Source organism: Streptomyces sp. NPDC001889 (assembly GCF_053594535.1).
On the sequence record NZ_JBSFER010000029.1, the window covers coordinates 23,083 to 48,487 of the forward strand.

General features: G+C 70.0%; 23 protein-coding genes. 3 read left to right on the forward strand and 20 right to left on the reverse strand.

The window, feature by feature from the left end; all coding sequences use genetic code 11:
* Nucleotides 1-46: 46 nt before the first annotated feature.
* The 14 genes from nuoN to ACWCRA_RS29740 are packed head-to-tail and all read right to left on the reverse strand — an operon-like array spanning nt 47 to nt 16,088.
* Nucleotides 47-1,696, reverse strand: a complete 1,650-nt coding sequence (gene nuoN / locus ACWCRA_RS29675; protein ID WP_451069066.1) for an NADH-quinone oxidoreductase subunit NuoN — start codon at nt 1,694-1,696, stop codon at nt 47-49.
* Nucleotides 1,693-3,264, reverse strand: a complete 1,572-nt coding sequence (locus ACWCRA_RS29680; RefSeq protein WP_351547358.1) for an NADH-quinone oxidoreductase subunit M — start codon at nt 3,262-3,264, stop codon at nt 1,693-1,695. The genes nuoN and ACWCRA_RS29680 overlap by 4 nt, the downstream gene beginning before the upstream one ends.
* A gap of 5 nt (nt 3,265-3,269) precedes the next feature.
* Nucleotides 3,270-5,165, reverse strand: coding sequence for an NADH-quinone oxidoreductase subunit L (nuoL, locus tag ACWCRA_RS29685; RefSeq protein WP_351547356.1), 1,896 nt, complete (start codon nt 5,163-5,165; stop codon nt 3,270-3,272).
* An 11-nt stretch (nt 5,166-5,176) separates the two neighbouring features.
* Nucleotides 5,177-5,476 carry an NADH-quinone oxidoreductase subunit NuoK gene (gene nuoK / locus ACWCRA_RS29690; protein WP_351547353.1) on the reverse strand — a complete coding sequence of 100 codons (300 nt, stop codon included), beginning with the start codon at nt 5,474-5,476 and terminating at the stop codon, nt 5,177-5,179.
* A complete protein-coding gene (locus ACWCRA_RS29695) occupies nt 5,473-6,387 on the reverse strand; it encodes an NADH-quinone oxidoreductase subunit J (protein WP_351547350.1) in 915 nt (304 codons plus the stop codon). The genes nuoK and ACWCRA_RS29695 overlap by 4 nt, the downstream gene beginning before the upstream one ends.
* On the reverse strand, nt 6,384-7,001 hold the full coding sequence (gene nuoI, locus ACWCRA_RS29700; RefSeq protein ID WP_351547347.1) for an NADH-quinone oxidoreductase subunit NuoI: 618 nt from the start codon (nt 6,999-7,001) through the stop codon (nt 6,384-6,386). The genes ACWCRA_RS29695 and nuoI overlap by 4 nt, the downstream gene beginning before the upstream one ends.
* Nucleotides 6,964-8,361 carry an NADH-quinone oxidoreductase subunit NuoH gene (gene nuoH, locus ACWCRA_RS29705; RefSeq protein WP_351547344.1) on the reverse strand — a complete coding sequence of 466 codons (1,398 nt, stop codon included), beginning with the start codon at nt 8,359-8,361 and terminating at the stop codon, nt 6,964-6,966. Before nuoH ends, nuoI begins: the two co-directional genes overlap by 38 nt.
* Nucleotides 8,358-10,865, reverse strand: a complete 2,508-nt coding sequence (locus ACWCRA_RS29710; protein ID WP_451069067.1) for an NADH-quinone oxidoreductase subunit G — start codon at nt 10,863-10,865, stop codon at nt 8,358-8,360. Before ACWCRA_RS29710 ends, nuoH begins: the two co-directional genes overlap by 4 nt.
* Nucleotides 10,862-12,238 carry an NADH-quinone oxidoreductase subunit NuoF gene (gene nuoF / locus ACWCRA_RS29715; protein ID WP_351547338.1) on the reverse strand — a complete coding sequence of 459 codons (1,377 nt, stop codon included), beginning with the start codon at nt 12,236-12,238 and terminating at the stop codon, nt 10,862-10,864. The genes ACWCRA_RS29710 and nuoF overlap by 4 nt, the downstream gene beginning before the upstream one ends.
* Nucleotides 12,238-13,089: an NADH-quinone oxidoreductase subunit NuoE gene (gene nuoE, locus ACWCRA_RS29720; protein WP_351547336.1), complete on the reverse strand. Its 852-nt coding sequence runs from the start codon at nt 13,087-13,089 to the stop codon at nt 12,238-12,240. Before nuoE ends, nuoF begins: the two co-directional genes overlap by 1 nt.
* Entirely contained in the window at nt 13,086-14,408 is a 1,323-nt protein-coding gene (locus ACWCRA_RS29725; RefSeq protein ID WP_451069068.1) for an NADH-quinone oxidoreductase subunit D, read from the reverse strand. Before ACWCRA_RS29725 ends, nuoE begins: the two co-directional genes overlap by 4 nt.
* Nucleotides 14,408-15,160 carry an NADH-quinone oxidoreductase subunit C gene (locus ACWCRA_RS29730; RefSeq protein WP_451069069.1) on the reverse strand — a complete coding sequence of 251 codons (753 nt, stop codon included), beginning with the start codon at nt 15,158-15,160 and terminating at the stop codon, nt 14,408-14,410. The genes ACWCRA_RS29725 and ACWCRA_RS29730 overlap by 1 nt, the downstream gene beginning before the upstream one ends.
* Nucleotides 15,157-15,711, reverse strand: a complete 555-nt coding sequence (locus tag ACWCRA_RS29735; RefSeq protein ID WP_351547331.1) for a NuoB/complex I 20 kDa subunit family protein — start codon at nt 15,709-15,711, stop codon at nt 15,157-15,159. The genes ACWCRA_RS29730 and ACWCRA_RS29735 overlap by 4 nt, the downstream gene beginning before the upstream one ends.
* Before the next feature lie 17 nt (nt 15,712-15,728).
* On the reverse strand, nt 15,729-16,088 hold the full coding sequence (locus ACWCRA_RS29740) for an NADH-quinone oxidoreductase subunit A (RefSeq protein WP_003956195.1): 360 nt from the start codon (nt 16,086-16,088) through the stop codon (nt 15,729-15,731).
* A gap of 865 nt (nt 16,089-16,953) precedes the next feature.
* On the opposite strand from ACWCRA_RS29740, the gene ACWCRA_RS29745 reads away from it, so the two are divergent.
* Nucleotides 16,954-17,841: a C40 family peptidase gene (locus tag ACWCRA_RS29745; protein WP_351547329.1), complete on the forward strand. Its 888-nt coding sequence runs from the start codon at nt 16,954-16,956 to the stop codon at nt 17,839-17,841.
* Nucleotides 17,842-17,922: 81 nt separating this feature from the next.
* Here ACWCRA_RS29745 and ACWCRA_RS29750 read toward each other — a convergent pair whose 3' ends face one another.
* Nucleotides 17,923-18,375: an ATP-binding protein gene (locus ACWCRA_RS29750; RefSeq protein ID WP_351547328.1), complete on the reverse strand. Its 453-nt coding sequence runs from the start codon at nt 18,373-18,375 to the stop codon at nt 17,923-17,925.
* A gap of 202 nt (nt 18,376-18,577) precedes the next feature.
* Here ACWCRA_RS29750 and ACWCRA_RS29755 point away from each other — a divergent pair, with 202 nt between their 5' ends.
* The gene (locus ACWCRA_RS29755; protein ID WP_351547326.1) at nt 18,578-19,429 is read left to right on the forward strand and encodes a Scr1 family TA system antitoxin-like transcriptional regulator; all 852 of its coding nucleotides are present in this window, start codon (nt 18,578-18,580) and stop codon (nt 19,427-19,429) included.
* Nucleotides 19,430-19,442: 13 nt separating this feature from the next.
* Nucleotides 19,443-19,637, forward strand: coding sequence for a DUF397 domain-containing protein (locus tag ACWCRA_RS29760; protein WP_351547416.1), 195 nt, complete (start codon nt 19,443-19,445; stop codon nt 19,635-19,637).
* 338 nt (nt 19,638-19,975) lie between these two features.
* On the opposite strand, the gene ACWCRA_RS29765 is transcribed toward ACWCRA_RS29760, so the two are convergent.
* From ACWCRA_RS29765 to hisS, 5 genes are all read right to left on the reverse strand, one after another.
* Entirely contained in the window at nt 19,976-20,758 is a 783-nt protein-coding gene (locus ACWCRA_RS29765) for an ABC transporter permease (RefSeq protein ID WP_351547324.1), read from the reverse strand.
* Nucleotides 20,755-21,762: an ATP-binding cassette domain-containing protein gene (locus ACWCRA_RS29770; RefSeq protein ID WP_451069070.1), complete on the reverse strand. Its 1,008-nt coding sequence runs from the start codon at nt 21,760-21,762 to the stop codon at nt 20,755-20,757. Before ACWCRA_RS29770 ends, ACWCRA_RS29765 begins: the two co-directional genes overlap by 4 nt.
* 440 nt (nt 21,763-22,202) lie before the next feature.
* On the reverse strand, nt 22,203-23,054 hold the full coding sequence (locus ACWCRA_RS29775) for a DUF4097 family beta strand repeat-containing protein (protein WP_451069071.1): 852 nt from the start codon (nt 23,052-23,054) through the stop codon (nt 22,203-22,205).
* Nucleotides 23,055-23,151: 97 nt separating this feature from the next.
* On the reverse strand, nt 23,152-23,685 hold the full coding sequence (locus tag ACWCRA_RS29780) for a hypothetical protein (RefSeq protein WP_351547318.1): 534 nt from the start codon (nt 23,683-23,685) through the stop codon (nt 23,152-23,154).
* 228 nt (nt 23,686-23,913) lie between these two features.
* Nucleotides 23,914-25,245 (reverse strand): histidine--tRNA ligase, encoded by a 1,332-nt coding sequence (hisS, locus tag ACWCRA_RS29785; protein ID WP_351547316.1) that lies wholly within the window; start codon nt 25,243-25,245, stop codon nt 23,914-23,916.
* Nucleotides 25,246-25,405: the final 160 nt, after the last annotated feature.

Here is a 25,405-nt window from a genome sequence, read left to right on the forward strand (position 1 = left end):
GCCCGGCTCCCCCGAGGAGCCGGGCCCGTCGTGCGCGCGGGCCGCGCTACCGGACGAACACCCCGGCCTGGCCCGCCAGATCCAGGAAGTACTGCGGGGCGACACCCAGGACCAGGGTCACCGCGACCCCGACCGCGATCGCGGTCTTGGTCATCACCGAGGGCACGGCGACCGTGGGGCCGTCGGGCTTCGGCTCGCTGAAGAACATCAGCACGATGACCCGGATGTAGAAGAAGGCGGCGATGGCGGAGGAGATCACACCGACCACCACCAGCGCCCCGGCACCGCCCTCGGCCGCCGCCTTGAAGACCGCGAACTTCCCCGAGAAACCGGAGGTCAGCGGAATCCCGGCGAAGGCCAGCAGAAAGACCGCGAACACGGCGGCCACCAGTGGCGAGCGCCTGCCGAGCCCGGCCCACTTCGACAGATGGGTCGCCTCGCCTCCGGCGTCCCGCACCAGGGTCACCACGGCGAACGCCCCGATGGTGACGAAGGAGTAGGCGCCGAGGTAGAAGAGGACCGAGGAGACGCCCTCCGGGGTCACCGCGATGACACCCGCGAGGATGAACCCGGCGTGGGCGATGGACGAGTAGGCGAGCAGCCGCTTGATGTCCGTCTGGGTGATCGCCACGATCGCGCCGGCCAGCATGGTGACGATCGCGACCGCCCACATCACCGGCCGCCAGTCCCAGCGCAGCCCCGGCAGCACGACGTACAGCAGCCGCAGCAGCGCGCCGAAGGCGGCCACCTTGGTCGCCGCGGCCATGAAGCCGGTCACCGGGGTCGGCGCGCCCTGATAGACGTCCGGGGTCCACATGTGGAACGGGACGGCACCGACCTTGAAGAGCAGCCCCATCAGGATGAGCGCGGCGCCGATCAGCAGCAGCGCGTCATTGCCCATGGTTTCGGCGAGCACCGGGTCGATGGTCTGGACGCTGGCGTCGACCACATCGGCGATCCGGGCGTAGGAGAGCGAGCCCGCGTACCCGTAGAGCAGGGCGACGCCGAAGAGCAGGAACGCCGAGGAGAAGGCGCCGAGCAGGAAGTACTTCACCGCCGCTTCCTGGGAGAGCAGCCGCTTGCGGCGGGCCAGCGCGCAGAGCAGATACAGCGGGAGGGAGAAGACCTCCAGCGCGATGAAGAGCGTCAGCAGATCGTTCGCCGCCGGGAAGACCAGCATGCCCGCGATGGCGAAGAGGGCCAGCGGATAGACCTCGGTGGTGGTGAATCCGGCCCTGACCGCAGCCTTCTCGCTGTCGCTTCCGGGGACCGAGGCGGCCTGGGCGGCGAAGGAGTCGATCCGGTTCCCATGGGTCTCCGGGTCGAGCCTGCGCTCGGCGAAGGTGAGGACGGCGACCACCGAGGCCAGCAGGATCGTGCCCTGGAGGAAGAGGGTCGGTCCGTCGATCGCGATGGCGCCCATGGCCGCGATGTTCATCTTGGAGGTGCCGTAACCGGCCTGGGCGAGCGCGATGATGGAGGCGAACGCGGCGGCCAGCGCGACCAACGTCAGGGTCACCTGCGCCTGGTACCGCGCCCTGCGCGGCAGGAACGCCTCCAGCAGCAGGCCCAGGACCGCCGCGCCGACCACGATCAGGATCGGTGCGAGCTGTCCGTACTCGATATCGGGGGCCGGGATCTTGTCGGTCGATCCGGCGGCCGTCGTCCACAGGCTGTGGACAGCCGTAGCGCTCACTTCGCCGCCTCCGCCTCGGGCCGGGGGTCCTTCTTCTGTACGTCGGACATCGTGTGCTCCACGGCCGGGTTGACGACCTCCGTCAGCGGCTTCGGGAAGACACCGAGGAGGATCAGCAGTGCGATCAGCGGCGCGACCACGGCCAGCTCACGGGCCTTGAGATCGGGCATCGACCTGACCTCGGCCTTCACCGGGCCGGTCATCGTCCGCTGGTAGAGGACGAGGGTGTAGAGCGCGGCCAGCACAATGCCGGAGGTCGCGATGATCCCGGCGACCGGATAGCGGGCGAACGTGCCGACCAGGACCAGGAACTCGCTGACGAACGGCGCGAGCCCCGGCAGTGACAGGGTCGCGAGACTGCCGATCAGGAAGGTGCCGGCGAGGACCGGGGCGACCTTCTGCACCCCGCCGTAGTCCGCGATGAGCCGCGAGCCGCGCCGGGTGATCAGGAAGCCGGCCACCAGCATCAGCGCGGCGGTGGAGATCCCGTGGTTGACCATGTAGAGCGTGGCGCCCGACTGGCCCTGGGAGGTCATCGCGAAGATGCCGAGGACGATGAAGCCGAAGTGCGAGATCGAGGCATAGGCGATCAGCCGCTTGATGTCGCGCTGTCCGACCGCGAGCAGCGCCCCGTAGACGATGCTGATCAGTGCCAGCACCAGGATCACGGGGGTGGCCCACTTCGACGCCTCGGGGAAGAGCTGGAGGCAGAAGCGGAGCATCGCGAAGGTGCCGACCTTGTCGACCACGGCCGTGATCAGCACGGCGACCGGAGCGGTCGCCTCCCCCATCGCGTTGGGCAGCCAGGTGTGCAGCGGCCACAGCGGCGCCTTGATCGCGAAGGCGAGGAAGAAGCCCAGGAAGAGCAGCCGCTCGGTGTTGGTCGCCATGTTCAGCTCGCCCGAGGCGCGGGCCTCGGCGATCTCGGCGAGCGAGAAGCTGCCCGCGACCACATAGAGGCCGATGACGGCCGCCAGCATGATCAGTCCGCCGGCCAGGTTGTAGAGCAGGAACTTGACCGCCGCGTACGACCGCTGGGCCGCCGCGTTCTGGTCGGTGCCCGCGTGGGCCCGGTCGCCGAAGCCGCCGATGAGGAAGTACATCGGGATCAGCATGGCTTCGAAGAGGATGTAGAAGAGGAAGACATCGGTGGCCTCGAAGGAGAGGATCACCATCGCCTCGACCATCAGGATCAGGGCGAAGAAGCCCTGGGTCGGCCGCCATCTGCTGCTGCCGGTCTCCTGGGGCTCGGCGTCGTTCCAGCCGGCCAGGATGACGAACGGAATCAGCAGCGCGGTCAGCGCGATCAGCGCCACCCCGATGCCGTCCACGCCCAGTTCGTACCGGACGCCGAAGTCGGCGATCCAGGCGTGGGACTCGGTGAGCTGGTAGCGGTCGCCGCCGGGTTCGAACCGGATGAAGACGATCGCGGCCAGCACCAGGGTGACCAGCGAGAAGCCCAGCGCGAGGACCTTGGCCGCCGAGCGCCGCGCGGCGGGCACGGCGGCGGTGACGATCGCGCCGACCGCCGGGACGACCGCCGTCGCCGTAAGGAGCGGGAAGGACATTGCAGTTACACCGCCCTCATCAGCAGGGTCACGGCGATCAGCACCGCCGTACCTCCGAACATCGAGACGGCGTACGAGCGGACGTAGCCGTTCTGCAGTTTGCGCATCCGGCCGGAGAGCCCGCCGATGGAGGCGGCGGTGCCGTTGACCACGCCGTCGACCAGGGTGTGGTCGACATAGACCAGGGAGCGGGTGAGGTGCTCCCCGCCCCGGACCAGGACCACATGGTTGAAGTCGTCCTGGAGGAGGTCGCGGCGCGCGGCCCGGGTGAGCAGGGAGCCCCTCGGCGCGGTGACCGGCACCGGCCGGCGCCCGTACATCGCCCAGGCGACGGCGACCCCGATCAGCAGCACCACGACGGTGGCCGTGGTGACCGTCGCCGCGCTGACGGGCGGATGGCCGTGGTCGTAGCCGGTGACGGGCTTCAGCCAGTTCAGGAAGCGGTCGCCGATGCCGAAGAAACCGCCGGCGAAGACCGAGCCGAAGGCCAGCACGATCATCGGGATGGTCATCGACCGGGGCGACTCGTGCGGATGCGGCTCATGGCCCTCGGCGTCGGGCTGCCAGCGCTTCTCGCCGAAGAAGGTCATCAGCATCACCCGGGTCATGTAGAACGCGGTGATCGCCGCGCCCAGCAGGGTGACACCGCCGAGAATCCAGCCCTCGGTGCCGCCCTTCGCGAAGGCGGACTCGATGATCATGTCCTTGGAGAAGAAGCCGGAGAGCCCGGGGAAACCGATGATGGCGAGATAGCCGAGACCGAAGGTGACGAAGGTGACCGGCATGTGCTTGCGCAGACCGCCGTACTTCCTCATGTCGACCTCGTCGTTCATGCCGTGCATCACCGAACCGGCGCCCAGGAACAGCCCGGCCTTGAAGAAGCCGTGGGTCACCAGGTGCATGATCGCGAAGACATAGCCGATGGGGCCGAGGCCGGCCGCCAGGATCATGTAGCCGATCTGCGACATCGTCGAGCCGGCCAGCGCCTTCTTGATGTCGTCCTTGGCGCAACCGACGATCGCACCGAAGAGCAGCGTCACCGCGCCGACGACCACGACCACCGTCTGCGCGTCCGGGGCGGCGTTGAAAATCGCGCCGGAGCGGACGATCAGATAGACACCGGCGGTGACCATGGTGGCCGCGTGGATCAGGGCCGAGACCGGGGTCGGGCCCTCCATCGCGTCCCCCAGCCAGGACTGGAGGGGCACCTGCGCGGACTTGCCGCAGGCCGCGAGGAGCAGCATCAGACCGATCGCCGTGAGGGTGCCCTCGCCGGCGCCGTCGACGGACCCGAGGACCGGGCCGAAGGCGAAGGTGCCGAAGGTGGTGAACATCAGCATGATCGCGATGGAGAGGCCGATGTCACCGACCCGGTTGACCAGGAAGGCCTTCTTCGCCGCCGTCGCCGCGCTGGGCTTGTGCTGCCAGAACCCGATGAGCAGGTAGGAGGCGAGCCCCACACCCTCCCAGCCGAAGTACAGCAGCAGATAGTTGTCCGCGAGGACGAGCAGCAGCATCGCCGCGAGGAAGAGGTTCAGATAGCCGAAGAAGCGGCGGCGCCGCTCGTCGTGCTCCATGTAGCCGATGGAGTAGATGTGGATCAGGGTGCCCACACCGGTGATCAGCAGCACGAAGGTCATCGACAGCTGGTCGAGCTGGAAGGCGACATCCGCCTGGAAGCCCTCGACCGGAATCCAGCTGAACAGCCGCTGGTGCAGGGCGCGGTCGTCCGCGCTCCGGCCCAGCATGTCCGCGAACAGCACCGCGCCGATGAGGAAGGACGCGGCGGCGAACGCCGTGCCGAGCCAGTGTCCGGTGCGGTCGAGCCGCCGCCCCCCGCACAGCAGCACCACCGCTCCGAGCAGGGGCGCGGCGATGAGCAGCGCAATCAGGTTCTCCACGATTCAGCCCCTCACAGCTTCATCAGGCTGGCGTCGTCGACCGAGGCCGAGTGGCGGGAACGGAACAGGGCCACGATGATCGCGAGCCCCACCACGACCTCGGCGGCGGCGACGACCATGGTGAAGAACGCGACGATCTGGCCGTCGAGGTTTCCGTGCATCCGGGAGAAGGCGACGAGCGCGAGGTTGCAGGCGTTGAGCATCAGCTCGATGCACATGAACACGACGATCGCGTTCCGCCGGATCAGGACTCCGGAGGCGCCGATGGTGAACAGCAGCGCCGCCAGGTAGAGGTAGTTGACCGGACTCACCGCGAGGCCTCCTCTTCGTCCCGGTCGCGTCCGAGGCCGCCGTCGGTGTCGTCATCGGTGCCGGCGGGGCCGTCGGGGCCCTCGCCGATCGGTCCCGAGCGGCCCAGCCGCTCCTCCGAGCGCTGCTCCAGGGCCTTGATGTCGTTCAGCGCCTGGGCGGAGACATCGCGGATCTGGCCGCGCTCCCGCAGGGTGCCGATGACGGTCAGCTCGGAGGGGGTGCCGTCGGGGAGCAGTCCGGCGATGTCCACGGCGTTGTGCCGGGCGTAGACGCCGGGGGCGGGGAGCGGCGGCAGCTGCTTGCCCGCGCGCACCCGCTCCTCGGCCAGCTCGCGCTGGGTCTTCGCGCGCTCGGTGCGCTCCCGGTGGGTGAGCACCATCGCGCCGACGGCCGCCGTGATCAGCAGCGCGCCGGTGATCTCGAACGCGAAGACGTACTTGGTGAAGATCAGGGCGGCGAGCCCCTCGACATTGCCGCCGTGGGCGCTGTTGGCGGCGCCCAGACCGGTGAAGGTGGAGAGGGAGGCCTGGCCGATGCCGGCGACCAGCAGCACGCCGAAGCCGAGCCCGCAGGCCACCGCGAGCCAGCGCTGCCCCTTGAGCGTCTCCTTGAGGGAGTCGGCGGCGGTGACACCGACGAGCATCACCACGAAGAGGAAGAGCATCATGACCGCGCCGGTGTAGACGACGATCTGGACGATGCCCAGGAAGTAGGCGCCGTTGGCGAGGTAGAAGACCGCCAGGATGATCATCGTGCCCGCGAGGCAGAGGGCGCTGTGGACGGCCCGCCGCATCAGGATCGTACAGAGAGCGCCGATCACCGCGACGGTGCCGAGGACCCAGAACTGGACGGCCTCACCGGTCGATGTGGTGGTGGCCGCCAGGGCGCCGAGACCGCTCAGCCCGCTCATGCGCCCACCTCCTCGTCCTTCTCCTCCTTGGAGACGGCGGTCTGCTGGACGGTGCCGGGGGCGGCCTCGGTCACCAGGCCCCGGTAGTAGTCCTGTTCGTCCATGCCGGGGTAGATGGCGTGCGGCGAGTCGACCATGTTGTCGTCGAGACCGGCGAGGAGCTGTTCCTTGGTGTAGATGAGGTTCTCGCGGGAGCTGTCGGCCAGCTCGAACTCATTGGTCATCGTGAGCGCCCGGGTGGGGCACGCCTCGATGCAGAGGCCGCAGAGGATGCAGCGCGCGTAGTTGATCTGATAGACGCGGCCGTACCGCTCGCCCGGGGAGTACCTCTCCTCCTCGGTGTTGTCCGCGCCCTCCACATAGATGGCGTCCGCGGGACAGGCCCAGGCGCACAGCTCGCACCCCACGCACTTCTCCAGGCCGTCGGGATGACGGTTGAGCTGGTGCCGGCCGTGGAAGCGCGGCGCTGTGACCTTCTGCTGCTCCGGGTACTGCTCGGTCAGCCGCTTCTTGAACATGGCCTTGAAGGTCACGCCGAAGCCGGCGACCGGGTTCTGGAATGTGCTGTCCGATTCCTCAGACACCGTCAGCCTCCTTTCCGTCACGAGGACCATCACTCACAGTGTCGGGTCCACCACTGACAATCAGCTCGCGCTCACGGCGCGGACGCCTGCGCGGCACGGGCGGCAGGGTCTGCCCGGGCAGCGGCGGTACGGGGAATCCGCCGGCCATCGGGTCGAAGGCGGCGGGTGGTTCCGCCTCCGCCCCCTCCCCCGCGTCGGGGGACCGCTTCCCGCGGAACATGTCGGCGATGAAGGACAGCAGCAGCACGGTGATGACCGCGCCGGCGACATAGAGCAGGATCGTCTGGAAGTCGTAGTTCTCGTTCCGCAGCGCCCGCACGGTCGCGACCAGCATCAGCCAGACCACCGAGACCGGGATGAGGACCTTCCAGCCGAGCTTCATCAGCTGGTCGTAGCGGACGCGCGGGAGCGTGCCGCGGAGCCAGATGAAGAAGAACAGCAGCAGCTGGACCTTGATGACGAACCAGAGCATCGGCCACCAGCCGTGGTTCGCGCCCTCCCAGAAGGTGGAGATCGGGTAGGGGGCGCGCCAGCCGCCGAGGAAGAGGGTGACCGAGACGGCGGAGACGGTGACCATGTTGACGTACTCGGCCAGCATGAACATCGCGAACTTGATCGAGCTGTACTCGGTGTTGAAGCCGCCGACCAGGTCGCCCTCGGACTCCGGCATGTCGAACGGCGCCCGGTTGGTCTCGCCGACCATGGTGACGATGTAGATGATGAAGGAGACCGGCAGCAGGATGATGTACCAGCGGTCGGCCTGGGCCTCCACGATCGCCGAGGTCGACATCGACCCGGAGTAGAGGAAGACGGAGGCGAAGGCGGCGCCCATCGCGATCTCGTAGGAGATCATCTGCGCGCAGGAGCGGAGCCCGCCGAGCAGCGGGTAGGTCGATCCCGAGGACCAGCCCGCCAGCACGATCCCGTAGATGCCGACCGACGCGACCGCGAGGACGTAGAGCATCGCGATCGGGAGGTCGGTGAGCTGCATCGTGGTGCGCTGGCCGAAGATCGAGACCTCGTTGCCGGCCGGTCCGAAGGGGATCACCGCGATCGCCATGAAGGCCGGGATCGCGGCGATGATCGGCGCGAGGATGTAGACGACCTTGTCGGCGCGCTTGACGATCACATCCTCCTTGAGCATCAGCTTGATGCCGTCCGCGAGGGACTGGAGGAGGCCCCAGGGGCCGTGCCGGTTGGGGCCGATGCGCAGCTGCATCCAGGCGACGACCTTGCGCTCCCACACGATGGAGAAGAGCACGGTCAGCATGAGGAAGGCGAAGCAGAACACGGCCTTGATCAGGACGAGCCACCAGGGGTCGCGCCCGAACATCGAGAGGTCCTCGGCCGCGAGGAGCTGGACCTCGGTGAGCTGGGCCGCGGCGATCATGCGCGCACCTCCGGCGCTTGGGCGGCGGACGGCGCGTCGGCCGGGCCGATGCGGACCAGCTGCCCGGGGCGGGCCCCGGTGTCCGCGGTGACGCCGCCGCCCCGCGAGTTCAGCGGGAGCCAGACGACCCGGTCGGGCATCTCGGTGATCTGGAGCGGCAGCCGCACCGCGCCGGCGGGGCCGGTGACGGTCAGTTCGCCGCCGTCCTCGACGCCGGTCTCGGCGGCCGTGGCGGGCGAGAGCCGGGCGACGGCCGCGTGGCGGGTGCCCGCCAGGGCCGTGTCGCCCCGCTGGAGCAGCCCCTGGTCGAGCAGGAGCCGGTGCCCGGCGAGCACCGCCTCGCCCTCGCCGGCGCGGGGCAGCGGACGGCCGGACTCCATGGGCTCCCCGGCCCGGGGGCCGGTCCAGGTGCCGAGGCGGTCCAGCTCCCTGCGCACGGAGAGCAGATCGGGCAGCCCGAAGGGGATGTCCATCTCGTCCGCGAGCATGTGCAGGACACGGGAGTCGGCCGGTGCGAGCCGGCGGGTCATCTGCTCGGGTTTGAGCGCGGCCTCGAACATCCTCGCCCTGCCCTCCCAGTTGAGGAAGGTGCCGGGCTTCTCGGCGACGGCGGCGACCGGGAAGACGACATCCGCCCGGTCGGTGACCTCGCTGGGCCGCAGCTCCAGGGAGACCAGGAATCCGACCGCGTCCAGCGCCTCGCGGGCGCGTGCCGGGTCCGGCAGATCGGCGACCTCGACACCCGCGACGAGCAGGGCGCCCAGCTCACCGGCGGCCGCGGCCTCCACGATCTGCGCGGTGTCCCGGCCGTAGCGCTGCGGGAGTTCCCGTACGCGCCACACCTCGGCGGTCTCCTCGCGCGCCCTCGGGTCGGTGGCGGGGCGGGCGCCGGGCAGCAGCGAGGGGAGCGCGCCCGCCTCGACGGCACCGCGCTCACCGGCCCGGCGCGGAATCCACACCAGGCGGGCGCCGGTCGCGGTCGCGGTCCGCACGACGGCGGTGAGCCCACCGGGCACGGCCGCGAGCCGTTCACCGACGATGATCACCGAGCCGTCGGCGCGGAGCGCCTCGGCGGCGGCCGATCCGTCGCCGTCGAGTCCGACGGTGCCGCTGAGCGCGTCCAGCCACTCCGTCTCGGTGCCGGGCGCGGCCGGCAGCAGCGTGCCGCCCGCCTTGGCCAGGCCCCGGGTGGCGTGGGTGGCCAGGGCGAAAGTCCGCTGTCCGTGCTTGCGGTGGGCCTTGCGGAGGCGGAGGAAGACCCCGGGGGCCTCCTCCTCGGCCTCGATGCCGACGAGGAGCACGGCGGGCGCCTGCTCCAGTTCGCGGTGGGTGACCCCGCCGCCGGAGAGGTCCCGGCCCGTCCCCGCGACCCGGGCGGCCAGGAAGTCGGCCTCCTCGGGGGAGTGGGCGCGGGCCCGGAAGTCGATGTCGTTGGTGCCGAGGGCGACCCGGGCGAACTTGGCGTACGCGTAGGAGTCCTCGACGGTGAGCCGGCCGCCCGCGAGGACTCCGGCCCGGCCGCGCGCCGCGCCGAGCCCGGCCGCGGCGGCGGCCAGCGCCTCGGGCCAGCTCGCCGGCTCCAGCACCCCGTCCGCCGTGCGGACCAGGGGGGTGGTGAGCCGGTCCCGCTGCTGGGCGTAGCGGAACCCGAAGCGCCCCTTGTCGCAGATCCACTCCTCGTTGACCTCGGGGTCGTCGGCGGCGAGCCGCCGCATGACCTTCCCGCGCCGGTGGTCGGTGCGGGTCGCGCAGCCGCCGGCGCAGTGCTCGCAGACACTGGGCGTGGAGACCAGGTCGAAGGGGCGGGAGCGGAAGCGGTACGCGGCCGAGGTGAGCGCGCCGACCGGGCAGATCTGGATGGTGTTGCCGGAGAAGTACGACTGGAAGGGGTCGCCCTCGCCGGTACCGACCTGCTGGAGGGCGCCCCGTTCCAGGAGCTCGATCATCGGGTCGCCGGCGACCTGGTTGGAGAACCGGGTGCAGCGGGCGCACAGGACGCACCGCTCGCGGTCGAGCAGCACCTGGGTGGAGATCGGCACCGGCTTCTCGAAGGTCCGCTTCCTCCCCTCGAAGCGGGAGTCCGCGCCGCCGTGCGACATGGCCTGGTTCTGGAGCGGGCACTCGCCGCCCTTGTCGCAGACGGGGCAGTCGAGCGGATGGTTGATCAGCAGCAGCTCCATCACGCCCTTCTGCGCCTTCTCGGCGACGGGCGAGGAGAGCTGCGACTTGACGACCATGCCGTCGGTGCAGGTGATGGTGCAGGAGGCCATCGGCTTGCGCTGGCCCTCCACCTCCACGATGCACTGCCGGCAGGCGCCGGCCGGATCGAGGAGGGGGTGGTCGCAGAACCGGGGGATCTCGATGCCGAGGAGTTCGGCGGCGCGGATGACGAGGGTCCCCTTGGGGACGCTGATCTCGGCGCCGTCGATGGTCAGGGTGACGAGGTCCTCGGGCGGGACCGCTGCCTCCCCGCCCCCGGAAGGAGCGCTCGTGGTCACGGTCATGCGTTGACCTCCGTGCGGTGATCGGCCCAAGCGGTGGACTTGGCCGGGTCGAAGGGGCAGCCGGCGCCGGTGATGTGCTGCTCGTACTCCTCGCGGAAGTACTTCAGCGAGGAGAAGATCGGTGCCGCGGCACCGTCGCCGAGGGCGCAGAACGACTTGCCGTTGATGTTGTCGGCGATGTCGTTGAGCTTGTCGAGGTCGGACATGACGCCGTGGCCGGCCTCGATGTCGCGGAGCAGCTGGACCAGCCAGTAGGTGCCCTCGCGGCAGGGGGTGCACTTGCCGCAGGACTCATGGGCGTAGAACTCGGTCCAGCGGGTGACGGCCCGGACCACGCAGGTCGTCTCGTCGAAGCACTGGAGGGCCTTGGTGCCGAGCATGGAGCCGGCCGCTCCGACGCCCTCGTAGTCGAGCGGGACGTCGAGGTGCTCGTCGGTGAACATCGGGGTCGACGAGCCGCCGGGGGTCCAGAACTTGAGCCGGTGGCCGGGGCGCATCCCGCCGCCCATGTCGAGGAGCTGGCGCAGGGTGATGCCGAGCGGGGCCTCGTACTGGCCGGGGCCCGCGACATGGCCGCTGAGGGAGTAGAGCGTGAAGCCGGGGGACTTCTCGCTGCCCATGGACTTGAACCAGTCCTTGCCCCGGTTGAGGATCGCGGGAACCGACGCGATGGACTCGACGTTGTTCACCACAGTGGGGCACGCGTACAGACCGGCGACCGCGGGGAAGGGGGGTCGCAGCCGGGGCTGGCCGCGCCGTCCTTCGAGCGAGTCCAGCAGCGCGGTCTCCTCACCGCAGATGTACGCGCCGGCGCCCGCGTGCACCGTGATGTCGAGGTCGAGTCCGCTGCCGAGGGCGTCCTTGCCGAGGTAGCCCGCCTCGTACGCCTCCCGCACGGCTTCGTGGAGGCGCCGCAGCACGGGGACGACCTCACCGCGCAGATAGATGAAGGCATGGCTGGAGCGGATCGCGTAACAGGCGATGATCATCCCCTCGATGAGGGAATGCGGGTTGGCGAAGAGGAGCGGGATGTCCTTGCAGGTCCCGGGCTCCGACTCGTCGGCGTTGACAACAAGATAGTGAGGCTTGCCGTCTCCCTGCGGGATGAACTGCCACTTCATCCCGGTGGGGAAGCCCGCGCCGCCGCGTCCGCGCAGACCCGAGTCCTTGACATAGGCGATCAGGTCGTCCGGGGACATGGCGAGCGCCTTGCGCAGCCCCTGGTAGCCCTCGTGCCGCTGGTAGGTCTTCAGCGTCCAGGACTCCGCCTCGTCCCAGAAGGCCGACAGGACGGGTGCGAGGAGCTTCTCGGGGCTGGTCTCGCCGCCGGCCCCGGAACCGGCGGTGCCTCCGTATTCGGTGGACACGGCCATCACTCCCCCTCCTCGGTGACCGGCCCCGACGGGTGCCGTGGGTCGGAGTCCGCTGTCTGCTGCGGTGCGTCATGGGAACTGAGGTGCCCGGAGCCGGGCTGCGGGGCGTCCTCGGGTGCCTCGGACCGGGGGGAGACCACCCGGGCGGGGACGGTCTCGCCCTTGGCCAGACGGAGCCCGATCAGGGAGGCGGGTCCGGCGCCGCCGGTCGCGGCGACCGCTCCGGGGCGCTCGTCCGGGAAGCCGGCGAGAATCCGCGCGGTCTCCTTGTAGGTGCACAGGGGCGCGCCCCGGGTCGGCTCCACCGGCCGTCCGGCGCGCAGGTCGTCGACGAGCCTGCGGGCCGAGCCGGGGGTCTGGTTGTCGAAGAACTCCCAGTTCACCATCACCACGGGGGCGAAGTCGCAGGCCGCGTTGCACTCGATGTGCTCCAGCGTGACCTTGCCGTCCTCGGTGGTCTCGTTGTTGCCGACCCCGAGATGCTCCTGGAGCTCCTCGAAGATGGCGTCACCGCCCATGACCGCGCAGAGCGTGTTGGTGCAGACCCCGACCTGGTAGTCACCGGACGGCTTGCGCCGGTACATGGAGTAGAAGGTGGCGACCGCGGTGACCTCGGCGGTGGTCAGTTCGAGCTGCTCGGCGCAGAACTGCATGCCGGTACGGGAGACATGCCCCTCCTCCGACTGGACCAGGTGCAGCATCGGCAGCAGCGCCGACCGGGAGTCCGGGTAGCGGGAGACGATCTCCTTGGCGTCGCGCTCCAGCCGCTCGCGCGCCTCGGCCGGGAAGTCGGGGGCGGGCAGCCGGGGCATCCCCAGCTGCACTTCCTGGTTGGACGACTGGGCCGTCATCGGTCGACGCCTCCCATCACGGGGTCGATGGACGCGACGGCGACGATGACGTCGGCCACCTGGCCGCCCTCGCACATCGCCGCCATGGCCTGGAGATTGGTGAAGGACGGGTCCCGGAAGTGGACCCGGAAGGGGCGGGTGCCGCCGTCGGAGACGATGTGCGCGCCGAGTTCGCCCTTGGGCGACTCGACCGCCGCGTAGACCTGTCCGGCGGGGACCCGGAAGCCCTCGGTGACCAGCTTGAAGTGGTGGATCAGGGCCTCCATGGAGGTGCCCATGATCTTCTTGATGTGGTCCAGGGAGTTGCCGAGTCCGTCCGGTCCGAGCGCGAGCTGCGCGGGCCAGGCGATCTTCTTGTCGGCGACCATGACCGGCCCGGGCTCCAGGCGGTCGACGCACTGCTCGATGATGCGCAGCGACTGGCGCATCTCCTCCAGGCGGATGAGGAAGCGGCCGTAGGAGTCACAGGTGTCGGCGGTCGGGATGTCGAAGTCGTAGGTCTCGTACCCGCAGTACGGATCGGTCTTGCGCAGGTCGTGGGCGAGCCCGGCCGAGCGCAGTACGGGTCCGGTGGCGCCGAGGGCCATGCAGCCGGTGAGGTCGAGATGGCCGACGTCCTGCATCCGGGCCTTGAAGATGGGGTTGCCGGTGGCGAGCTTGTCGTACTCCGGCAGGTTCTTCTTCATCGTCCGCACGAACTCGTGGAGCAGGTCCACGGTCCCGGGGGGCAGGTCCTGGGCGAGGCCGCCCGGGCGGATGAAGGCGTGGTTCATCCGCAGACCGGTGATCAGCTCGAAGAGGTCGAGGACGAGTTCACGGTCCCGGAAGCCGTAGATCATGATCGTGGTGGCGCCCAGTTCCATCCCGCCGGTGGCGATGCACACCAGATGGGAGGAGATCCGGTTCAGCTCCATCAGCAGCACCCGGATCACGGTCGCCCGGTCGGGGATCTGGTCCTCGATGCCGAGCAGCCGTTCGACGCCGAGGCAGTACGCGGCCTCGTTGTAGAAGGGCGTCAGATAGTCCATGCGCGTGACGAAGGTGGTGCCCTGCGTCCAGTTCCGGTATTCGAGGTTCTTCTCGATGCCGGTGTGGAGATAGCCGATGCCGCAGCGGGCCTCGGTGACGGTCTCGCCGTCGATCTCCAGGATCAGCCGGAGCACCCCGTGGGTGGAGGGGTGCTGGGGACCCATGTTGACGACGATGCGCTCGTCGTCGGCCTTGGCCGCGCTCTGGACCACCTCGTCCCAGTCGCCACCGGTGACGGTGTAGACGGGGCCCTCGGTGGTCTCCCGGGCGGTTGCGTGGGATGTGGACATCAGCTGTACGACCTCCGCTGGTCCGGAGCCGGAATCTGGGCGCCCTTGTACTCGACGGCGATTCCGCCGAGCGGATAGTCCTTGCGCTGCGGGAAGCCCTGCCAGTCGTCGGGCATCATGATCCGGGTGAGGGCGGGGTGGCCGTCGAAGACGAGCCCGAAGAAGTCGTAGGTCTCGCGCTCGTGCCAGTCGTTGGTCGGGTAGACCGCGACCAGCGACGGGATGTGCGGGTCACTGTCCGGGGCGGAGACCTCGACGCGGATCAGCCGGCCGTGGGTGAGCGAGCGCAGATGGTAGACGGCGTGCAGCTCGCGGCCCTTGTCCTCGGGGTAGTGGACCCCGCTCACCCCGGTGCAGAGCTCGAAGCGCAGGGCGGGGTCGTCGCGCAGGGTGCGGGCGACCTGGAGCAGATGGTCGCGCTCGATGTGGAAGGTCAGCTCGCCCCGGTCGACCACGGTCTTATCGATGGCGTTCTCGGGGACGAGGCCCTGCTCCTCCAGGGCGCCCTCCAGCTCGTCGGCGACCTCGTCGAAGTACCCGCCGTAGGGGCGGTTCGCCGGGCCCGGCAGCCGCACCGAGCGGACGAGGCCGCCGTAGCCGGAGGTGTCGCCGCCGTTGTTGGCGCCGAACATCCCGCGCTGGACGCGGATCTCCTCGCCGTGGTCGCCGCGCTGCCCGGGAAGGTTCTGCTCGCTGAGCTCCTTCTCGGGGTTCGGCCGGTCGTCCGGCCGGCCCTTGGCCGTCTCGCTCACCGGAGCAGCCCCTTCATCTCGATCGTCGGAAGGGCCTTGAGCGCCGCTTCCTCCGCCTCCCGGGCCGCTTCCGCCGCGTTGACGCCGAGCTTGGAGGACTGGATCTTCTGGTGGAGCTTGAGGATCGCGTCCATCAGCATCTCGGGGCGCGGCGGACAGCCGGGCAGATAGATGTCGACGGGGACGATGTGATCAACGCCCTGCACAATCGCGTAGTTGTTGAACATGCCGCCCGACGAGGCGCAGACGCCCATGGAGATGACCCACTTGGGGCTGGGCATCTGGTCGTAGACCTGGCGGAGCACGGGGGCCATCTTCTGGCTCACCCGGCCCGCCACGATCATCAGATCGGCCTGGCGCGGTGAGCCGCGGAAGACCTCCATCCCGAACCGGGCCAGGTCGTAGCGGCCGGCGCCGGTCGTCATCATCTCGATGGCGCAGCACGCCAGCCCGAACGTGGCCGGGAAGACGGATGACTTGCGCACCCAGCCCGCGGCCTGCTCGACCGTGGTGAGCAGAAATCCGCTCGGCAGCTTCTCTTCGAGTCCCATTGGTGCCTCTCAGCCCCTCAGTCCCATTCCAGCCCGCCGCGCCGCCAGACATACGCGTAGGCGACGAAGACGGTGAGCACGAAGAGCAGCATCTCCACGAGCCCGAAAAGCCCGAGGGCGTCAAAGCTGACCGCCCAGGGGTAGAGGAAGACGATCTCGATGTCGAAGACGATGAAGAGCATCGCCGTCAGGTAGTACTTGATGGGAAAACGGCCGCCCCCGGCAGGCGTCGGAGTGGGCTCGATGCCGCACTCGTACGCCTCCAGCTTTGCCCGGTTGTACCGTTTGGGGCCGATCAGCGTGGCCATGACCACGGAGAAGATCGCAAACCCTGCCCCGAGGGCTCCGAGTACCAGGATGGGCGCGTAGGCATTCACCCTCCTCGCTCCTTCCAGTCGTCCTTGACCGTGTGGACCGCACCGGGCGATAGACGCGCCGCCTCGAAGATCGTGTTCATGTGAGGCAGTTCACAAGCCCGACTGCCCCGCATCCTATGCCTGCCGGTCTGTGATCTGCGACACGGGGTCGACAACCGCTTTTGTGATCTCCACCACCTGACGAAGGATCATGAAGTCGGATGAGAGGTGATCTTCATACGTGAAGCGCGCAGTTGATTACCAGACGTGACAACTTTTGGCGTTTCCGCTGGTCGTGGGCGTCTCGCACTATCAAGCAGATGCCCGCGAACGCAAATTGGCGGCAAGCGGGAGTGGATGATAGTAAGCGTTGCCTTGCCTAACCCGGAGCCTCGCGGGCAGAGTCGCGCAGAAGAGACGGGACCGGTGGCGGCGAGCGCCGGATCACCCCCGCCGGGGGGATACGCGCATCCGTTCACGAACTCCGGGGGCCCACTCCGTCACCCTTCCGGTTCGCGTCACCACACACCGCGACCGCCACCGCGGGCACGGCGGGCCGGGCACGGCGGGGTGGCGGCCCGAGCGGCCGGTAGCGCCCCGGACACTGCCCGTCACGCCCGCCCGTGACCCCACTGTGACCTGCACCACTCCCCTGTGACCCCCATAAAGGCGGGCTTGGCCAATGGCCTGAAGCGGTGGTAGGCGTGAGGCAATTCGGACCTTTTCCCAGAAACGCATGATCACGACCATGATCACGACTGTCCGAATTATCCCTTAGGGCGTCAATAAGGGTTCGCGCCAAGAGGATTGATGGGTTCCGGTCACAACTGTGGCGCAACACACGTTTCTTGTCGGCAACCGGGTATGGCTGATAGCGGTTGTCCCTATGTCCCACACCGCTCACATACCCAGCCACCGGAAGCCCCGTCGCCGGAGCTCCTCCGCGATGGCCCTCCGCGCCGGAGTTGCCGGTGGCGTGCTCAGCACCATCGCCGTGGCCGGAGCCGCCGGACCGGCCAACGCCGACCCGGTGACCGAGACCATCGAGATGCCGGCGTTCACCCCCGCCGGTCTCTCCCAGGCCGTCGCCCAGTCCGCCCAGGCCCAGCAGCAGGTCGCGTTCGACCAGGAGCTGCGGGCCCAGGAGGCCGCCGCGGCAGAGAAGGCCGAGAAGACCGCCAAGAAGGCCAAGGCGGAGGCTCTGCGCCAGGCCGAGGCGGAGCGCAAGGCCGCCGAGGAGCGCGAGAAGCGCGAGCGCGAGGCCGCCGCCAAGGAGGCGGAGGAGCGCGCGTCCCGCACCGCCGAGCGCACCACCCTCGCCGCGGCCGCCGACTCCTCCCCCAGCACCTCCTCCTCCGCCGGGAGTTCGTCGTCGAGCGCCCCCGCCTCGACCTCCCCGTCGAACTCCTCGAACGCGTCCGGCTCCGTCGGCACGGTCATCGCCTTCCTGAAGGCCCAGGTCGGCGACGCCTATGTGATGGGTGCCACCGGCCCCAACTCGTGGGACTGCTCCAGCCTGGTCCAGGCCGCGTTCCGTCAGGTCAACATCGACCTGCCCCGCGTCTCCCAGGACCAGTCGACCGCGGGCACCCAGGTCGGCACCTCCAACCTCCAGGTCGGGGACATCCTCTACTGGGGCGCGGCGGGCAGCGCTTACCACACCGGTGTCTACATCGGCAATGGCCAGTACCTGGACGCGGCCAACCCGGAGAAGGGCGTCGTCATCCAGGATCTGTCGGGTTACCCGGCGACGGGAGCGGTGCGCGTCCTCTGAGCGCGGCTGTTCCTCCGTACCACGGGCACGGCCGAAGGGGCCGGCGGGAGACGCTCTCCCGCCGGCCCCTTCGGCGTCCGCTCACCCCGGGTCCCGCCGCCGGGCCGTGAGCCTGAACCACACGGACTTCCCGCTGGACCGCCGCCCGTCGAGCGGGGTCACCCCCCAGGAGTCGGCGAACGCGTCGAGCAGCGTCAGCCCCCGCCCCCGCTCCTCGTCCGAACGGCTCCCGGCCGGCCGAGGCAGCGCACCGGCCCGGTTGTCCCGGACCCGGACCACCACATGCGCGTCGGTGATGTGCGCGTCGACGCGGATCGTGGCGGCGGTGGTGTGCCGGTGCGCGTTGGTGACCACCTCGGAGAGACAGAGCAGCACGTCATCCGCGAGCTGCGGGTGCGCTGTGCGCAGGGGCGCGGTGAGCCAGTCACGCGCCTTCCTGGCGACGGTGGGGTCGCTGGGGGCCTCTATGCGCAGCCGCGCGCCACTGAACGGGGCGGGTGTCGTTGATGGGGTTGAGGCTGTGGAGGTGTGCATTCACGTCTCCCTGCTCGGAGAAGCCCGCGCCTGGGCATGCGCCTGCCGGTCGCGCCGGGGCCAAGTCCCGGCGTACCGCGCGGTGTTCATGAGACGGTAGCAGCGAAGTCTCAACATTTGTACTCAACGATAGAAACCATGGTGCTCAGTGGACCGAGGTGGGACACGCGGACCAGACTGAGGCCCAACAGGAGGGGAGCAGATGCCACCAAGGAAGGCGCCCACGGCCAGACAGCGCCGGCTGGGTGCCGAGCTACGCAAGCTGCGAGAGCACGCCGGCCTCAATCTGGCGGAGGCCGCCGGGCTGCTCGGCACCGACCGCACCACCATCAGCAACACCGAATCAGGGCGTTTCGGGGTGAGCGCGGGCCGGGTGCGCGCCTGGGCGGGGCACTACTCCTGCCCGGACGCGGCCTACGCCGAGGCGCTCGCGGGGATGGCTGAGGAGCGGATAAGCGGGTGGTGGGAGCACTATCGCGACCATCTCCCCAGCGGTGCGCTGGATCTGGCCGAGCTGGAGCACCACGCGTCGGGCTTCCGGACCGTCCAGATAATGCACATGCCCGGTCTGCTCCAGACCGAGGAGTACGCCCGCGCAGTGGTCGCCCTCGCCGTACCCCCGCCCGATTCCAGCTTCCTGCGGCGCCAGCTGTCACACCGACTGCAACGCCGCGATGTGCTCGACCGGGACCAGCCTCCGAAGTGCACCTTCCTGATCCACGAGGCCGCGCTCCGGATGGAGTACGGCGGCCCCGAGATCGCCCGGAGCCAGCTGGACTACCTCCTCCAGGAGTCGGAGCGGGACAACGTCACCGTCCGGGTGATCCCCTTCTCCGTGGGCGGTTTCCCGAACGCCGGAAGTTCGACACTCTATGTGTACGGGTCGGTGCCGCAGCTCGACACCGTGCAGATGGACACCGCGACCGGCCCCGCGTTCCTGGACGCGGAGACCCGGCTCGCGAACTACCGAGCCGTTCTGGATCAGACCGAGGAGCGCTCACTCGATCCGAAGCGGTCGCGGGACTTCATTCATGAGATAGCACGACAAGCATGAAGGCGTGAGAACAGTGGACATTCAGTGGCGCAAGTCCTCAAAGTCGACGGACGGCGCGGGCAACAACTGCCTGGAACTCGCTGTGCACGGAGGTGAGATCCTGATGCGTGAGAGCGACAATCCGGATGTGATCATTCATACGACCCCGGCCAAGCTGCGCGCTTTCCTGGGCGGCGCCAAAGAGGGGGAGTTCGATGATTTGATCTGATCATCGAACGGCAGCATCGAACGGCCCCTCATTCGACCACGAATGGGGGGCCGTTCGATTCCGTAGACCAAGTTGGCATATTCCGTCTCACTCTAGAGACGGAAAACTATTGATACGGGATGGTAGCCAGCGCTACGGTCGCTGGTGCGCGGTGGCGGGGGCGCTCGCCACGGCCATCTCCCCGTTCCGCTGCGGCTGTTGGGGAGACGCACCAGAGGGCTGCCCCCTGCCCGTACTCACGCCTGCCGGCGGGGGGCACTCTTCATGGGCATGCGCGGGCGGGGTGCCCGCTCCCCGTGCCGGTGAGCGGGCACCCCGCCCGGGTGCGTACCCCCGGCTCAGCGGGTGGTGCCGCTGTTGAAGAGGGAGCGCGACCAGACATAGCCCACCAGCCCGATCCCCACGCACCACGCGAGGGAGATCCACCCGCTGTCGCCGATCGCCGAGCCGGAGAGCAGACCGCGCAGGGTCTCCGTCATCGGGGTGAAGGGCTGGTGCTCGGCGAACCAGCGCAGGCCCGGTGACATCGACTCGGCCGGTACGAACGCCGATCCCAGGAACGGCAGGAACTGGATGAGCAGCGGCTTGTTGCTCGCCGACTCGACCGTCTTGGAGACCAGGCCGAGCGCCGCGGATAGCCAGGTCACCGAGAAGGCGATCGCCATCAGGAGACCGGCCGCGGCCAGCCACTCCAGCGCCGTCGCCCCGGAGCGGAACCCGACGGCGAGTGCGACACCGACGACCAGCACCGCGCAGAGCATCGTCTGGATGACGCTGCCGATGACATGCCCCGTCATGAACGAGGAGCGCGTGATGTTCATGGTGCGGAAGCGGTTGATGATGCCCTCGGTCATATCCATGCAGATGGCGATCGAGGTCGACATCGAACCCGCGGCCACTCCCATGATGATGATTCCGGGCGTCAGATAGTTGAGATAGGCGTCCCGGCCCCCGCCCATTCCGGCGCCGATCGAGTCACCGAAGGCGTACACGAACAGCAGCAGCATCAGGATCGGTGTCATCGCGCTGCCGAGCCCCACGGCCGGATAACGGATCGCGTGCCGGAGATTCCGCCGGAGCATCGTCCTGGAGTCGTGCACGGCGTGGCCGAGGAAGCTCATCGCTGGTTCTCCTTCACGTGGAGCGCGGTGTTGGTGCTGCCGTCGCCGGTGAGGGCGAGGAACACGTCGTCGAGGTCGGGGGTGTGCACGGAGAAGCCGGCGGCGCGGATACCGGCGGCGTCGAGCCGGTCCAGCAGGGCACGCAGCGCGTCGAGACCGGCGTCGCCCGCCACCCGCAGGGCGAGTTCCTCGTCGTCGCGGGCCGCGCCGGGGAAGGCGGCGGAGGCGCGTTCGTACTCTCCGGCGTCCGTGAACCGCAGCCGCACATGGCTGCCGGGGATCTGTGCCTTCAGCTCGTCGGCCGTGCCCTCGGCGACGATCCGCCCGCCGTCGAGCACGGCGATCCGGTCGGCCAACTGGTCGGCCTCCTCCAGGTACTGCGTGGTGAGGAAGACGGTGACCCCGCCGGCGACCAGGGAACGGACGGTCTCCCACATGGTGCGGCGGCTGCGCGGGTCGAGACCGGTCGTCGGCTCGTCCAGGAAGATCACCTCCGGGTTGCCGACCAGGGTCATGGCGAGGTCGAGCCGGCGCCGCATCCCACCGGAGAAGAGCGCGGCGCGCTTCCGCGCGACATCCGCGATGTCGAACCGCTCCAGCAGCTCCTCGGCCCGTCTCCGCCCCTCGCGCTTGCCGAGCCGCAGCAGATCGGCCATGAGGAGCAGGTTCTCCTCGGCGGTGAGGAGGTTGTCGAGCGCGGCGAACTGTCCGGTGACGCCGATCGCGGCGCGCACCCGGTCCGGCGCCGCGGCGACGTCGTGCCCCGCGACCTGGGCCTGTCCGCCGTCCGCCGAGATGAGCGTGGAGAGGATCTGCACGGTGGTGGTCTTGCCGGCGCCGTTCGGCCCGAGCAGCGCGAACACCGTGCCGGCCGGAATCCGCAGGTCGATGCCGTCGAGGACGGTCTTGTCGCCGTAGGACTTGCGCAGATCGGCGGTGGAGACGGCGGCGGGCGGCCGCCGGTCGTACGCGGTCTTTGGCGCGGGCATGACAGAAGAAGGCATGGGGCCCTCCCATTCGGAGGCGTGGTGACGGGGTGGGGTGCTGTTCGGTACGGGGGGGCGGGCGGGTCGGGCGCGTCGGGCCCGGGTGGCCCGGGTGGCTCGGGTGGCCCGGGTGGCCCGGGTGGCTCGGGCCTGGGCGGGCGGGTCCGGGCGGCTCGGGCCCGGGCGGGCGGGGCCAGGGGCTGCGGGCCCGGGTGGCCAGGCCAGGGGTCGGGCGCGGGGCCGGGCGGCTCAGGCGCGGCGAACCGGGGTCACGGTCGGGCCTGGGGTGGCTCGGGCTCGGGCGCGTCGAGCCCGGGTGGCTCGGGCGCGTCCGTCCGGCGCGGGCGGGCCGGGGTCGGGGCCCGGGGGCTTCAGGCCCGGGCGGGCCAGGGGCTGCGGGTCCGGGCGGGTCAGGGGCTGCGGGTCCGGGCGGGTCAGGGGCTGCGGGTCCGGGCGGGTCAGGTGTGGGGGTGGGAACGGCGGATGTCGATGTTGCCGTAGCGGGTACGGGCCCTGACCTCGACCGTGTCCTCGGACCCCTCCGGGCTCCCGGACTCGGTGAGCGCGTTGTGCACCTGCCCGGCGACCGACCCGACATCGAGCCAGGCGGCCGTCCCCTTGCGGATGCCGATCTCGATGGCACCGTACGAGGTCTCCAACTGGACGGTGCCACGGACGATCTCGTCGACGCGCAGAGTGCCATGGGCGGTGGTGGCGGTGACCGAGCCCCGCGCGCGCTCGATGGCGATGTCGCCGTTGGCGCCGCTCACGCGCAGCTCCCCCAGGGCATCGCCGACGGTCGTGTTGCCGTGCGAGTTCTTCAGCACGGCCGAGCCGTCGAGGGTGCGGACGCGCAGGCTGCCGGAGCTGGAAGTGATCTCGGCGGACCCCTCGACCCGGTCCACGGTGATATTGCCGTGGGACGCGGTCAGACGCAGCGGCCCGGTGGTGTCGAAGCGGACATCCCCGGTCGAGATCTTCACCCGGACCTCGCCGAGCCTGCCCTCCCCGTTGACCTGGGCCCAGGCGCCGGTCACCTCCACCCCGGAGCCCGTGGGCAGTTCGACCGTCACATCGACCATGCCGGTGCGCCCCACGAAGAAGCGCTGCTTGGGCGTCCTCACCGTCAGATGGCCGTTCGCGTACCGCACCTCGGTCAGTTCGGCGGCCCGCTGGTCCGCGTCCTTCCTCGGGTCACGGGGCCGCACCTCGACGACGGTGTCGGGCCGGTCGGCGGCGAGGAACCGGATGGTCCCGGCTTCCACATGGGCGGTGGCCGAGATCGTCGAGGGGGTGTCGAAAGAAGGCATGGCTGTCCCGTCCTCTTGGGTCTTCGTGGCGTCCCCGCTGGTGGGACGTGGTGTGAGTGAAGTGAGGTGAGGTGAGGTGCGATGAGGGTGGGCGCGGTCAGCGCACCCAGCCCGTGAAGCTCTGTCCGACGGTGCGGGTGGCGCGGGTCGTCTCCGCCGTGCGGGACGGGGTGCCGCCGCCGTCGACCGCGGCCGACACGGCTCGTACCAGCCAGGCGTTGACCGAGAGGCCCTCGCGGCCCGCGGCCTCCTCGGCGCGCGCCTTGAGGTGGGCGGGGAGCCGCAGGTTGACGCGGGCGGTGCCGCCGTCGTCACCGTCGGCGGGGGCCGGGGCCGGCGCCCTGAGCGGCTCGGCGGGAACGCTCCCCCCCTGGTACGCCTCGTCGCCCGCCGGCCGTGTCACCACGAAGTCGGGGTCGAGCCCGCGCAGCCGCACATCGACCGAGCCGGGGGCGAGTTCGCGGGTGATCTCGTCCATCGCGGCGGAGAGCACGTTGAGCATCGTCAGACGGGTCGCCGACTCCAGGGGAGCGGTGAGCCGCTCGGCCAGCTCGCGGGCTTCCTCGCCGCCGGCTTCGGCGGCCACCGCGAGTTCGCGGCGGAGGTTGTCGACATACGGCGTCAGGTCCATAGCGCCATAGTGGCATCACTATGGCGCCATGCACAAGTCCGTCCGGGACCCCCCTGCGAGCCGCCGCGCGGACAACCACCCTGACCTGCGAAAACGCTTCCGGATGGGCTCGCACCAGCACGGCACCATCCCAGGCTCCGATCCCGCTGGCACCTTCAGTGGCACCAGATGGCACCACTGTGGCCCGCCCGGAGGGAGCGGACGCGGTCCGTGCGGTACGCGCCCGGATTACGCGTCGGCCGCCGCGAGCAGACGGGTCAGCTCCGCGGCCGTCTCCGCCAGCGGGACCTGGGTCTGCTCGCCCGTGGTCATGTCGCGGAGGGTGACCGTGCCGGACGCGCGCTCGGACGCGCCGTGGATGACACAGAACCGGGCGCCCTGGTCGGCGGCCCACTTCATCTGCTTGGCGAACTTCCCGCTCGCGCCCAGATAGATGCCGGTACGGATGCCCGCCCGGCGGATCTCGGCCGCGAGGCGGAAGCTGGCGGCGGACTGCTCCTCGCCCATGACCGTGACCGCGACATCGGTGAGCGCGTAGGTGTCCTCGGCGGGCTCGGGGAGCAGGGGCAGAATGCGCTCGATGCCCAGGGAGCCGCCGCAGGCCGGGGAGTCCTTGCCGCCGAGCCGGCCGATCAGACCGTCGTAGCGGCCACCGGAGGCGATGGAGCCGGGGGTCCCGGGGGCGACGACCTCGAAGATGATGCCGGTGTAGTAGTCCAGGCCGCGCACCAGGTTGGGGGTGAAGCCGATCCGCTCGGCGGGGATCGAGTCCTTGGTGAGGTCGAGCAGCCGGTCGACCTCGGCCAGCCCCGCCTGGCCGGTCTCCCCGGCCTTCAGCCGGTCCCGGACGCGTTCGACGGCATCGGGCGCGGTGAGATCGTCCACCAGGCCCTGGGCCACCTCCGGATCGAGCCCCCGGCCGGAGACCAGCTCGGTCACGACCGCCTCCGGGGTGAGCTTGTCCAGCTTGTCGAGGGTGATCAGCGCCCCGGAGCCGCGCTCCTGGGGGACCTCGTACGCCTCCAGGAGTCCGAACAGCACCTGCCGGGAGTTGACCAGGAACCGGAACTCCGGGACGCCGAGCGCCACCAGGGCGTCGTGCAGGGTCAGCACGGTCTCCGCGTCCGAGAGCGGCGACGACGAGCCCACGATGTCCAGATCGCACTGGACGAACTCCCGGAACCGCCCCTTGCCCGGCCGGTCCGCCCGCCAGACGGGGTCGATGGTGTAGCGCTTGTACGGCGTCGGGAGCTGGCTGCCGTAGGCCGCCACCGCGCGCGCCAGCGGGACCGTGAGGTCGTAGCGGAGTGCGAGATCGGCCTCCCCGGTGGCCTCGTGCTCGCCGCGCCGGAGGATCTTGAAGATCAGCTTGTCGCCCTCGTCGCCGTACTTCCCGGTCAGCACGTCCAGGCGCTCGAACGCGGGGGTCTGGAGCGGCTGGAAGCCGTACCGGGAGAAGACGGCACGGATGGTCGCGAAGGCGCGCTCACGCCTGTCGAACTCGGCCGCGAGGAAATCACGGGTCCCGGACGCGGGGTCGAACTGCTTCATGGAGGCCATGCGGGTCATCGTCCCGGAAGCAGGTCACGGTGAGCAAAACGCGGGGTGGCACGGGCGGTTCGCGGCCGGCCGGCGGGCGGCTCCGAGTCGGTTCGCGATCGGCTCGGGCTCTGCTCGGGGACAGTTCGCGGCCGGCCGGCGGGCGGCTCGTGGAAGGAGC